At 36.8% G+C, this 13486-nt stretch carries 8 protein-coding genes; all 8 read left to right on the top strand.

Translation table 11 applies throughout. The annotated features are described in order from the left end of the window. Positions 1-20: 20 nt before the first annotated feature. The 8 genes from IGJ18_RS08430 (at position 21) to IGJ18_RS08395 (ending at position 13477) form a co-directional block, all read left to right on the top strand. On the top strand, positions 21-1682 hold the full coding sequence (locus IGJ18_RS08430; RefSeq protein WP_242690513.1) for a sensor histidine kinase: 1662 nt from the start codon (positions 21-23) through the stop codon (positions 1680-1682). Then, on the top strand, positions 1679-3196 hold the full coding sequence (locus IGJ18_RS08425; RefSeq protein WP_438843182.1) for a response regulator transcription factor: 1518 nt from the start codon (positions 1679-1681) through the stop codon (positions 3194-3196). Before IGJ18_RS08430 ends, IGJ18_RS08425 begins: the two co-directional genes overlap by 4 nt. Before the next feature lie 226 nt (positions 3197-3422). After that, positions 3423-4391, top strand: a complete 969-nt coding sequence (locus IGJ18_RS08420) for an ABC transporter permease (protein ID WP_438843181.1) — start codon at positions 3423-3425, stop codon at positions 4389-4391. Between the two features lie 14 nt (positions 4392-4405). Beyond that, positions 4406-5323, top strand: coding sequence for a carbohydrate ABC transporter permease (locus IGJ18_RS08415; protein ID WP_080704589.1), 918 nt, complete (start codon positions 4406-4408; stop codon positions 5321-5323). Positions 5324-5339: 16 nt separating this feature from the next. Continuing rightward, a complete protein-coding gene (locus tag IGJ18_RS08410) occupies positions 5340-6779 on the top strand; it encodes an ABC transporter substrate-binding protein (RefSeq protein ID WP_034866998.1) in 1440 nt (479 codons plus the stop codon). 72 nt (positions 6780-6851) lie between these two features. Then, on the top strand, positions 6852-9926 hold the full coding sequence (locus IGJ18_RS08405; RefSeq protein ID WP_438843180.1) for an alpha-mannosidase: 3075 nt from the start codon (positions 6852-6854) through the stop codon (positions 9924-9926). Then, positions 9919-12156, top strand: a complete 2238-nt coding sequence (locus tag IGJ18_RS08400; protein WP_438843179.1) for a glycoside hydrolase family 3 N-terminal domain-containing protein — start codon at positions 9919-9921, stop codon at positions 12154-12156. The genes IGJ18_RS08405 and IGJ18_RS08400 overlap by 8 nt, the downstream gene beginning before the upstream one ends. Then, positions 12125-13477: an alpha-L-fucosidase gene (locus tag IGJ18_RS08395; RefSeq protein ID WP_438843178.1), complete on the top strand. Its 1353-nt coding sequence runs from the start codon at positions 12125-12127 to the stop codon at positions 13475-13477. Before IGJ18_RS08400 ends, IGJ18_RS08395 begins: the two co-directional genes overlap by 32 nt. Positions 13478-13486 lie beyond the last annotated feature (9 nt).

Genomic DNA, 13486 nt, shown 5'->3' with positions numbered 1-13486 from the left:
AACACGCTTTTTATCGTTACATGTTGTGGATGAGCGTTAGTTTATTAGTGTTATTCTTTATTATTTATCTCATCACAGTTTCTTTCCATCAAAAAAGAGATGAAAATCTAAAGGAAATCAACTTAAATTTTTATACAGAAATTATGATGATGAAAAATGCAACAGATAATATGCTGGCGCTTTTGTATGCGGAACAACCTGACTTGGAAGATTTGAGACAAATTACTAATTTATCACTCGCAGAATACTACGAATACAAAACGACTACTTACATGAAACATGCCGGTTCAAAGTATAATGGAACCCAAAATTTTGTTAATCAGTCCTTTAAAATGAATGATTATTTGTCAACTGTAGTTATTTATCATGCGCAGACGAAACGTAGCGTAGTCTTTCAAAAAGATCAGACAACCACGATGAAAAAAGTGGATGAATTTCATTTGGCAGACCCAAACGATATCGAAAAAACAAAAAAGCAAATTTTTAAGATAAATAAGAATAGAAATCTGATTGGATTTCACAAAGAATTACATAAAGAAACAGATTTAAGTTACGCAGCAGATGTCTATTTTTATTATGATATTTCTCCATTATTTGAAAAAATTCATTATCAAGTGTTAAGAAACAACGGCAATATTCAAGTTTTCTACAAAAACAACCCTATTCCACCGGAGATAAAACCAAAATATGTTCTAGACCAACGTCAAGCAGAACATTACGTGGTTACAGCCACGACAAAGTATGCCAATGTTTTTACAGAATATTCTTTGATCTATACTGTCTACTCTTTTTTTGCCATCCTTGTGTTTTTAGGTTTTTTCCCATTTCTATTTCAGTATTTGCAAAAAATAGAGGGAAGACTCTCTCAACTAACTCAAAAAATTACCAAAGTAAAAACAGGGAATTTTGACCCTGAAAAGTTCGCTCAATCAGACGACTATAAAAGTGATGATGCGATTTCTTTGATCTCTTCTAGTATTGATGAATTAGCGTATCAGTTAAATGACCAGATTCATCAAGTTTATAAAAGTAAGATTAAACAAAAGGATTATCAGATCCAAAGTATTCGGTCTCAGATCAATCCACACTTTCTTTACAATACGTTAGAAGCAATTCGAATGAAAGCAGAACTAAATGAAGATCACGCAGTGGCAGGAATGCTCTTAAATGCTGCAACATTATACCGTAAATTGATCAAGGGGAAAGATGTCATTTGTTTAGCGGAAGAATTGGAATATTGTGATGCTTATCTTAGTCTTTTTGAAATACGTTTTGAAGATGCACTATTTTATGATATCGTTTGTGATCCAAGTCTTGAATCTTTGCTGATTGAGAAATTTACGATCCAACCAATCATCGAAAATTTTATTCATCACGGGATTGATTCGCAACGCCAAGATAACTTCATCGAGATCCATTGTTTTGAAAAGGATGATCGGTTGTACATTGAAGTAGTAAATAACGGAAAGCCAATTCCAAAAGTAGAAAAACAAAGAATCCAAAAACAACTTGCTCAAAACAGCCATGATCTGGAGATGACTGCCCCTACTGGCTTATTTGGGGTAGATTATCGAATCAAACAACGCTTTGGTCATCAGTATGGCGTAACATTTACTACGCAAGAAGATTATGTGAAATTTCAAATCACCATGCCTAAAAAAAGAGGAGGGGAGATCGTGTGAATGTTTTACTAGTTGATGATGAACCGTTAATCACAGAAGGAATTGAGAAACTGCTAAAAAAAACAACCGGTAACACAAAAAATTTCACGACATTTAAAACAACTTCCGGTATTGAAGCATTGAAAATCCTAAATGAGGTAGCTATTGATATTTTATTAACAGATATCAGAATGCCTGATATTGATGGATTGGCACTTGCTAAAAAGGCACGTTGTGTACAAAAACAAATAAAAATCATCTTTATCAGTAGTTATGATGATTTTAGTTATCTGAAACAAGCCATTCTCATTGGAAGCAGTGATTATCTTTTAAAACCAGTCGATCCTATTGAGTTAGCCACTACTTTTGGTAAGTTGACAAGAGAAATAAAAGAAGAAAAACTCTTTCAGCATTTGAAGAACAATCAACAGATTGATGTGTTTCGTGTCAATTTGTTGCGGAAATTGCTGCATCAAGAAATTTCGTCAACGGAATTAGCAAAATGGCAGGACATCCTTGAACCAATCACGGATTGGCAAAATTATACCATCACTTACCTAGAAGGTGCTTTTTATAATGATAAACTTTTTGAACGTGTTTCTGAGCAGTTATCGGTATTATTCGTCCAACCTTATAGCCTTTTATTGGAACCGAATAAACTTCTTTTGTTTTTTTCTCCTAAAGAAGAACAACATTATCGGTTAAGTATTCAATATTTATGTGAGACATTTGATTTATTTGCGGTCATCGGTAGTGGCTGCCATTCATTAGTTGAGATCACACATTCTTATCGAAGTATTGAACCATTTATGGAAAGTAAAAATATCTTGGAAAACCCATTAGTCATTGATCTATTTCCTAAAACTACATTGATCAACGAATACCAACTTACGCAGAAAATTTATTTTAAAAGTTTAGCTTATCTTGAAAACCAATCGATTGAAGCATTCCAACAATTAGCTATTGCCAATATTGATCAATGGAAAGAACATCCGATTCAGTCGTTAGTATGTCATTACTTGCTGATCGCACTTCACAAAGGGATTGCTACTCTGGAAAAACAAGAACAAGCTTATCAAGAGTTACAACCATTGATCTACGCATTAAAGTCAGCAGACAAATCAGTTTTTAAGAAAAAGATAGGTACGATCTGTTCAAAACTGACTGAAATAAGTTGTACCACAAAAAGTCATTCTCCAGTGATTGACCAAATCTTATATCTAGTCAATCAGGATTTCACGAAACGCTACTCTTTAAAATCATTAGCTGAGCGATTTCATATGAATCCAGCCTATCTTGGACAGCTTTTTTTAAAAGAATTGAATATGAGTTTTAGTGAATATGATAAAAAAATTCGTATGAGAGAAGCCAATCAGCGAATCAAAGAGAGTACGGAAAGAATTACTGTGATCGCAAAAGCCTTAGGATATGATGATATCAGTTTATTTTATCGTCATTATAAAAAAGAATACGGAATAACCCCCAATAAAGCACGCAAGTTCGAAAATGAAAGAGAGCCGTTGAATCTAAAATGAAAAATCATTCTTTTATCATTTTTTATGACTAAGAAAGGCGTAGCAAAACCAATAATGAAATCATGAATCATTTTTCGAGAAGAGTGATATTCCAGACTCTTCTTTTTTGTGTCTTTATTACATACAAAAAATATTGTCTATAATTTTGCCAATAAATCTATAAAATCGCAAATTGAGAAAGCGCTTTATTTGCTTTATGATAAACGTAGATAAGGAGTTGAACAGGATGGAAGAAAAATTAGCAGCAACATTTGTCAAAAAGAAGCAGGAAAATCGTGTGTTAAAAACATTTAAAAAAAACCGACCTTTATTTTTCCTTTCTTTACCAGGAATCATTTGGTTTGCGATATTTTCCTATTTTCCACTTTTTGCGATTTTAGTGGCGTTTAAAGATTTTCGATTAAGTGGTAATTTTTTTGAAAGTTTTATGAAGAGTGATTGGGTCGCTTTTAAAAACTTTGAATTTATTTTTAAAAGTGGGAATGCTAGCCTTATTATTCGCAACACGGTTGGTTATAATGTGCTGTTCATTGTTATGGGAATCATCGTGCCATTGATCCTTGCATTATTGTTAAATGAAATTTTCAGTAAGCGACTATCAAAATTGTATCAAAGTGTCATGTTTATTCCTTACTTTCTTTCGATGGTCGTTGTCAGTTATATCGTATTTGCATTTTTGGACCCGACAAATGGGTTTATCAATCAGTTTTTGATAAGTATTGGGAAAGAGCCGATCCAATTTTATATGCAAGCAAAGTATTGGCCTTATATTTTAGTCGTTGTACAAATGTGGAAAACGATGGGCTACAATATGATTATTTTTTTAGCCGCAATATGCGGGTTTGATAAATCTTATTACGAAGCAGCTAATCTTGATGGAGCAACAAAATTCCAACAAATCTGGTATGTCACGATTCCTATGTTGAAACCTGTGATCATTATGTTGACGATTTTAGCAGTAGGGGGGATCTTTCGGACAGACTTCGGATTGTTTTATCAAGTGCCAAAAGATTCAGGGTCGCTTATCAATGTGACACAAACCATTGACACTTATATCTATCGTGGATTGTCGTCTATGGGAGATATCGGTTTATCAGCTGCTGGTGGACTGTTGCAGTCAGTAGTTGGCTTCTTTTTAGTGTTAGGAACCAACATGATCGTCAAAAAAATCGATAAAACACAAGGAATCTTTTAAGGGAGGAAAAAAGAGTGGAAGCAAAAAAAACACTAGGTGAATCTTTGAACCGATTTGGACGAATCAGTAAAAAAAATAACCTTTTGATTAGTCTGGGTTTAGGGATATTGACCTTTTTAACTGCTGTTCCTTTTATTTTAGTTTGTATTATCGCCTTTACTGATTCAGAATCGATCCAACGAAACGGGTACCGACTGCTACCTGAAAAATGGAGCCTAGCAGCGTTTCAAGCAATTTTTGAAGAAGGAGCGATTTTTTCCGCTTTCGGTACAACGATTTTCATTACGATCATTGGGACCGTCATCGGTGTGTTTTTAATGTCGACATTTGCGTATACCCTTTCTCGAAAGACTTACGCTTATCGAGGGTTTTTATCAAGGTATTCTTTGATACCCATGTTGTTTAGCGGTGGGATGATTGGTAATTACATTGTGATTGTGAATGTTTTAGGGTTGAGGAACTCTATCTGGGCATTGATTTTACCTTTGTGTATGTCCACGTTTTCAATCATGGTTTTGAAAACGTTTTATCAAATGTCTGTCCCAGAAGCATTGATTGAATCAGCATATATCGATGGTGCCAGTGAGTGGTTGATTTATTTTAAAATCGTACTTCCGTTATCGTTACCAGGTATCGCAACCATTGCCTTATTTTTAACCTTAGGCTATTGGAATGATTGGTTTTCAGCATTACTTTATACCGATAATAATCAATTGGTACCGTTACAGTATTTGTTGATGAAGATGGAGAATAATATTGAATTTATTGCAAACAATGCTGGAAAAATGGGGATGACCCAAACCGGTGCTTTACCCACTGAAACGATCAAAATGGCGGTGGTAGTAGTAGCTACTTTACCGATCTTGATTGCATATCCTTTTTTTCAAAAATATTTTATTGGTGGTTTAACTGTTGGCGCAGTGAAAGAATAGTATAGGAGGAAAAATAATGAAAAAATTTGTATTGCTAGGAGCTGCATTATTAGCAGGAGGTCTTTTAACAGGATGTTCAAGTAACAAAACCAGTAATGCGAGTGAGTCTGGTACGGTGGATCTTACTTGGTACATAACGGGTATTCCACAAAAAGATGTGGCAAAAGTGAATGAGGCGGTCAATAAGTATACAAAGGACAAATATAATGTCACAGTGTCTCTTAATCAAATTGACTGGGGTGAATATGACCAAAAGATGAGCGCACTGGTCAATGCCGGAGAAAGCTTTGATCTCGCATTTACTGCTTCTTGGCTAGGAGGATTTAATTATTTAACCAATGCTCGAAAGGGCGCATTGTACGATATCACAGAATTACTTGATAATGAAAACCAAGGATTAAAAGCTGAAATCTACGAGAATTTTTGGAAAGGTTCCACCATTGATGGAAAGATATATGGGGTACCAGCGCAAAAAGAAATCGCTGCTACGGAATATTTTGTCTTTAATAAAGAACTAGTTGATAAATATGATGTTCCGTACGAATCAATCAAAACCTATGATGAACTTGAACCATGGCTCAAAACGATCAAGGAAAAAGAAGGAATCAATCCTTGGTACATGTCTGAAGGTTACCGAAACCCTTATAAATTCGATGAATTATCAACATCCGTTGGGATCAACCTTGAAGGAGATGAAGGGAAGATCGTCAATTATTATTTTGAGAAACCATACGTTGAACGGGTTGAAAAAGTGAGAGATTTTATGAAAAAAGGCTATGTCAATAAAGATGCAGCACTGGCAAAACAAACCGATATTGTTGGGAAAGAATGGTTTGTTACTTCAACCGTGATGGGACCACTTGATACAGCAACAGTCAAAGACCAAGTGAAAAAAGATGTAGTGGTAACGCCTATGGTAGATTCAATTGTGACGAATGCTTCAGCAATGGGTGGCGGTACGGTGATCAGTGCGAACTCGAAACATCCAAAAGAAGCGATGAAGCTATTAGAAGCTGTAAATACCGACGAAAAATTGATGAATCTCTTATCCTATGGTATTGAAGGAACACATTATGAAAAAACTGGGGAGAAGACAATCAAATGGTTAGATGCTCATAGCAATTATACAATGCCATTTTATATGTTTGGGAATTACTTCAATCTTTATCACCAAGAAGGTGCACCAACAGACGAATGGGAAGTGTTGAAATCTTATAATGAGCAAGCAGAAGCATCCCCAGCACTTGGATTCAACTTTGACACGAAAGCTGTGACAACGCAACTTGCTGCTTTGAATAACGTACAAGAAGAATTTAAAGCATTGATCAACACTGGCTCAGTTGAAACACAAGAGAATTTGAATAATATGAAGAAAAAAATGAATGCGGCTGGACTAGATGAAATTATCACGGAAATGCAAACACAATATGATAGTTGGAAAAAAGAACAAAAATAATACAGATAGTACAAGCCAGGAGCTCAATTTTTTTAGTTGTTTCCTGGCTTTTCACTAGAAAAGAGGAATAGTGTGAAAAAATTACTAGAATTTGAACGTGTGCAACGAATCATCATAGAGTTAAAAAAGAACATGATCAAAACTGCGATACCTGTTGAGAATTTAGTTTTTCATTCTGAAACGGGGACAAAAGAATTTGAAAGAGGTGCTTATTTTGGCGAAAAAAATCAGTACTATACAATTACAGGAGAACTCTGTTTACCAAATGAATTTCAAAATCAAACAGTCGATTTAGCAATCTTTTCTTCACTAACTGAATGGGATTCAACGACAAACCCACAAATAAAAGTGTATTTTGATGATCAGCTGATCCAAGGATTAGATGTTAACCATACGACTTTGCGGTTACCGAAAGAATATGCTTCAAGAGATCGGATTCCATTGCAAATCGAGGTTTTTTCAGGTCGGGAGGAAAAAAAATATCCTTTGACGGTTGAGCTAAGGCTGATCGATCCTTTGTCTTATGAACTCTATTACGATTTGTTCGTGATATTGGATAGTTGGCGATCGCTAAACGAGCATGACTCGAATTATATCTATTATGAAAGAGAATTAGGACAAGTAGTTGATCAATTGAATTTTTATAAACCTTATAGCTCAGAATATTATCAAGGATTAATGAAAGCAAAAGAACACTTAGAACGTGCATTTTATCAAACAGGCTTAGTAAAAAATGCTCCTCGTGCCTTGGTTGTTGGTCATACACATATCGATTTGGCTTGGTTATGGACAGTGATGCAGGCGGTTGAAAAGGGAGAACGTAGTTTTTCGACTGTATTGAAATTAATGGAGGAATATGATGAACTGACTTTCATTCAGAGTCAACCACAAATGTATCAATTGATCAAAGATACCTATCCGCAACTATATGAGAAAATCAAAGAAAAAATTGTTGCAGGCAAGTGGATTCCAGAAGGGGCTATGTGGGTAGAAGCAGATTGTAATCTTGCTTCAGGTGAATCATTGGTCCGTCAATTTCTTTATGGGAAACAATTTATACGCGAAGAGTTTGGTCAAGAAAGTCAAATTTTGTGGTTACCAGATGTTTTTGGTTATTCTGCAGCTTTACCGCAAATTTTGAAAAAAACAAACACGCCCTATTTCATGACAACAAAACTTTCTTGGAATCAATTCAATCAGATTCCTTATGACAGCTTTTTTTGGCAAGGAATCGATGGTAGCCGAGCGCTAACTCATTTTATTACGACAATCAGTGACGGTTATAGCCCGACACCTTACTATACGACTTACAATGGACTACTCGATCCTTATACGGTGAAAGGAAGTTGGGAACGCTACTTAGATAAGGATGTCAATGACAGTATTTTGATCGCTTACGGTTATGGAGACGGTGGTGGAGGACCAACACGAGACATGTTGGAAACGTTGAAGCGTATGAAAAAAGGTTTGCCGAGTATGCCCCAAGTCATTGAAAGCACAGCGATTGATTTTTTTGAAGAACTCTCAGAAAAAATGACCAAACATCAGGAAAAAGAGTGGCTCGGAGAACTGTATTTTGAATACCATCGAGGAACATACACCTCAATCGGGAAAAACAAGCGCAACAATCGATTTGGTGAAACGTTATTACAGACAGTTGAAAAATTATATAGTATCTTTGCCCGAGAAAAATATCCAGCTGAAATGTTGGAAAAATCATGGAAACAATTATTGTTAAATCAATTCCATGATATTCTTCCAGGAAGCGGAATCAAAGAAGTTTATGATCAGACAGATATTGATTATCACGAACTTTTCACTGAAATGAACCAATTAATTGACACAGTGTTGCCAAGTCACGATGCAGGACAGTTTCTTTATCTGTTCAACCCTAGCGGAGTAAGTGAACAAGTCATCGTTCCATTACCACTGGAATCAGGAGAATGTCTGGAACATCAAGGTCAGTCGATTGTCAGCCAAAAAACGTATGATGGACAATTCTTAGGACGATTCGATCATTTACCTGCTCTCGGTGGGAGTTATTACACTATTGTAAAATCAGATCGTGAAGTCACGACTAAAACGGAAACCACTCCTTTAACTAAGCAATACGAGACACAAGACTTTAGTCTTTTATTCGACGAACACTATCGTATGATCAGTGCATTCGATAAAAAGAACCAACGAGAAATCGCTGGTAAGAAAGCAGTGAACGAACTACTGGTTTACGAAGATCTACCTTTAAATTATGATGCATGGGACATTGATTTTTACTATAAAAATAAACCAACAATCATTAACGATATTCAAGAAGCATTGATTGTTGATCAAGGTCCGATTCGGGATACGTTGAAAATCGTTAGAAAGTTTTATGATTCGACTATTACGCAATACATCCATTTGATTCACGGAAAAGCACGAATCGATTTTGAAACGAAGGTTGATTGGCAGCAAAATCATAGTCTCCTTCGAGCAGAGTTTCCAGTGCCTGTCAATGCCTATCAAGCGACTTATGATATCCAGTTTGGCAATCTACAACGACCGGCGCATAAAAATACTTCTTGGGACAAAGCAAAGTTTGAAGTATGTGGTCATAAATGGGTGGATCTATCCGATGATGGCTATGGGATTTCATTATTGACAGATTCAAAGTATGGCTTTGATGCTCAATACCAACATTTAGGAGTCTCATTGATCAAATCCGCCACAGACCCTTATGAAACAGCAGATCAAGGAAATCATCAGTTCACCTACTCGCTTTATTGCCATGCTCAAACGTGGAAGGAAGCGAAGACTCAAGAGGAAGCTCGTCAATTAAATATCCCTTGTTTGGCTGTTCGTCAAGAACAGAAAACTTTACCAGAAGGTTCGTGGGTGAACTGTCAAGAACGAAACATTTGTCTGGAAACCTTAAAGAAAGCTGAAACGGATGGATCCATCATTATGCGGGCTTATGAATTTGAAAATCGCCAAACAACAACGGTCTTAAAATTTTCTCAGCCAATTCAACATGTACAGATTTGCGATCTATTAGAAAATCCAATTGAAACGGTCGCTTTAGATAATGATCATGAAGTTACTGTGGTGTTCAAACCTTACGAGATCCATACCTTCAAAATCCAATTAAAGGAGCAGAACGATGGGTGATTTGCAAAAATTGTTGCAAAAAATGACACTAAAAGAAAAAGTTGGACAATTGAATCAACGATTGTATGGCTGGCAAGTCTACGAAAAAAAAGATGGAAAGCTTTTTTTGACGGACTATTTCAAAAATGAAGTGAAAAAATATGGCACAGTCGGTGTCATTTATGGGGTATTTCGTGCCGATCCTTGGTCTGAAAGAAATGAGCTGACTGGTTTAACAACCAGTGAGGCACAAGAAGTCAGTCAAATGATCCAACAATACATGAAAAAAGAAACCCGTTTAAAAATCCCGGTCTTATTATCCGAAGAATGTCCCCATGGGCATCAAGCCTTAGAAGCCACCACTTTGCCAACGAATTTTTCAGTAGGATGTAGTTGGAATCCCGAACTTTATCAACAATTGCAGGAAATCGTGGCTGCTGAGTTACAGGAAAAAGGGGCTCATCTTGGACTGATTTCGACTTTAGATCTATTAAGAGATCCACGCTGGGGCAGAACAGAAGAATGTTTTAGTGAAGATCCGTATCTAACAGCGGCCTTTACCCAAGCAGCTGTAACTGGTTTACAAAAAGAACAAAAAATTAAAGCTGTGTTAAAACATTTGGCTGGTCAAGGAAACGTCATGGGAGGACATAATTCTGGTCCAGTGGCAATCGGAGAGCGTGAGTTAAGGGAAATCCATTTACCCGCCATTCGAGCAGGAATTAAAGCTGGCGCAAAAGGCTGTATGGCAGCGTATAACGATATTGATGGTGTATTTTGTCACACGAATCCCCATTTGTTACAAGAAATTTTACGAGAAGAATACGGGTTTTCTGGAATCGTCATGGCCGATGGTTGTGCATTAGATCGAGTGGCAGAAACTTGTGGCGATCCATCAATGGCTGCAGCCAAAGCCATCTCTAGTGGAGTTGATCTTAGCTTATGGGACGAGGTGTTTCCTTATCTAGAACAAGCAGTGGCTATTGGGCTAGTAAGTGAAGAAGTGATTGATCGTTCTGTTTTAAGAATTCTTGAGTTGAAAAGCGAATTAGGTCTTTTCTCTAGCCAAAGTTCATCGAAAGTTTCTTTTACTTCGGCACAAAAAGAAACGTTGTGTACAGCTTTGGCAGAAGACAGTCTAGTATTGTTGAAAAATGACAATATATTACCTTTGAAAAAAGAGAAATTAAATCAAATTGGAGTTGTAGGACCTCATGCGAATAATATCTATCATCTATTAGGTGATTACACGCCTTTTAAAAAAATAGCATCATGTTGCAATCTATTGCAGGGGATCGAAGAGCACACGGCAAATTCAACTACCCGATTGGCTTTTGCTCAAGGCTGTCAGATCACAACTGATCTACCTCAAGGACTAGACGAAGCAAATCAAGTAGCTGAAAATGCAGATGTCATTGTCGTGACTTTAGGTGGGTCCAGTGCCAGAGATTTTTCAACGGCTTTTGCTAAAAATGGCGCTGCATTACAGGGATCACAAGAAATGACTAGTGGGGAAAATATTGACCTAGCCTCGATCGAACTACCGGAATGCCAAATTAAACTAGTCAAGGAATTAGCAAAACATGGAAAACCAGTCATTGCCGTTTTGATTGAAGGCCGACCTCATAGTATCTCAGCGATTGAACCATATGTTTCAGCGATTCTTTTCGCTGGCTATCCAGGACAATACGGAGGAAAAGCGATCGCGAATGTTCTTTTTGGGAAAAATCCGAATGGTAGATTAGCGTTTACGATTCCCGAGCATTCAGGTCAATTACCCGTTTATTATAACTATCGAAATACTCAATTTAAAGAAACGTATACCGATTATCCTGAAAAGCCAATCTATCGTTTTGGCTATGGCTTAAGCTATACATCGTTTGAATTGACCGATGTACTCTTTACCGATCATCAAGATCATTCGATTAAGGTTTCTTGTCGATTGAAAAACACAGGTAATCATAGTGGAGCAGAGACGATTCAAATTTACGGGAAAAAACAACAAGGTTTTATTCCCCCACGAGAAAAAGAATTGCTCGCATTTAAAAAAGTACATCTAACCCCATTGGAAGAACGAATGATTGAAATGATCCTAACAAAAGAACAGTTATACTATTTAGATGAAACGTTTAAAGAAGTATTGCCAAGAGAAGTTCATTTGACAGTTGAAACAGTTACCTTTAAACAAAGTATTCAATTATTTAGAAAGGTTGATGATCATGAAAAAAGCACATGGTGTATCCGCAGTTGAACAGGAAAACGAAGACCGTAAGCTGCGTAAAGACATTGTCGAAAACCATCAAAGCGAAACAGATCATTACCAGGAGTTACCCGCTAATATCCAAAAAAAACTCGATTGGTTTCAAGATCAAAAACTGGGAGTGATCTTTCATTGGGGGCTGTATAGTATTCCCGGTATTGTAGAGTCTTGGCAATTGTCACAAGAAGACAGCTGGGCAAGAAAAATACCTTGGCGCACGAACATGGTCGAATTACGAGAAGATTATTGGGGGTTGATCCATAGTTTCAATCCTTATAAGTTTGAACCAACTAAGTGGGCAAAGCTGTGCCGACAAGCTGGTTTTCGCTACATGATTTTTACAACAAAACATCATGACGGCTTTACAATGTATGATACAAAGTATTCGGATTATAAAGTAACTGCAGCGACATGTCCTTACCATAAAGCGCCTCAAGCAGACATTTTTAAGGCAGTTGTCACCGCTTTTAGAAAGGAAGGACTAGCGACAGGTGCTTATTATTCAAAACCAGATTGGCATAGCTCTTATTATTGGTTGCCAGAAAGAGAAGCGACTGGGCGATATGCAAATTATAACCCAAAAGAGTTGCCTGAAATCTGGCAGAAATATGATCGGTTTGTTACGAATCAACTCATTGAAATTAGTCAAAATTATGGCCAACTTGATATCTTATGGTTAGATGGAGGCTGGGTGAATCAGGGCAATGAACAACTCGATATGGAAAGAATAGCGAGTGAAGTCAGGCATTCTCAGCCAGATCTTTTGATTGTCGATCGAACAATTGGTGGGGCCTATGAGAACTATGTGACACCAGAAAGAAAAATACCTGAACAACCACCAGTCAAAGTATGGGAAAGCAATATCCCATTAACCAAAAATTGGGGTTATTGGCCAAATGATGAATATAAAGAAGTAGCAGAAGTTATTCTATCATTCGTCCAGATCGTTGCAAAAGGAGGAAATCTACTACTAGGAATCGGACCTAAACCAAATGGAGAGTTACCTACAGAAGCGGTAGCGATTTTAGAAAGACTAGGCGATTGGTTGGAAAAATATGGCGAAGGAATCTATGAGACAAGAGCAGTACCGTTTGATTACCCTGAAGGCTGGTATGTGACCCAGAAAAATGGCGATTATTACTTTTTTTATAAAGAAAACGCTTCATCTTTATTGCTGTCTGAGGTAGGATTGGATTATAGAAACTTTACCATTCAAGAACTGTCTGAAAAAAATCAGACAAAGAGATCAGAAACTTTAGTACCAGGAAAAACGATGGAGGGCATTGGTTGTTGGCAACTAATGGCAGAATAAGGAGTGGAT

This window comes from Enterococcus sp. AZ078 (assembly GCF_051714985.1).
GTDB lineage: Bacteria > Bacillota > Bacilli > Lactobacillales > Enterococcaceae > Enterococcus_B > Enterococcus_B hirae.
Note: the sequence above shows the minus strand (reverse complement) of the source record. Positions and strands in the feature narration are given on the sequence as shown.

Bases quoted from the DNA above. Each gene is read 5' to 3' on its own strand.
- IGJ18_RS08430 (WP_242690513.1), top strand. From the start codon at position 21: ATGTTGTGGATGAGCGTTAGTTTATTAGTGTTATTCTTTATTATTTAT.
- IGJ18_RS08420 (WP_438843181.1), top strand. From the start codon at position 3,423: ATGGAAGAAAAATTAGCAGCAACATTTGTCAAAAAGAAGCAGGAAAAT.
- IGJ18_RS08410 (WP_034866998.1), top strand. From the start codon at position 5,340: ATGAAAAAATTTGTATTGCTAGGAGCTGCATTATTAGCAGGAGGTCTT.
- IGJ18_RS08400 (WP_438843179.1), top strand. From the start codon at position 9,919: ATGGGTGATTTGCAAAAATTGTTGCAAAAAATGACACTAAAAGAAAAA.
- IGJ18_RS08395 (WP_438843178.1), top strand. From the start codon at position 12,125: ATGAAAAAAGCACATGGTGTATCCGCAGTTGAACAGGAAAACGAAGAC.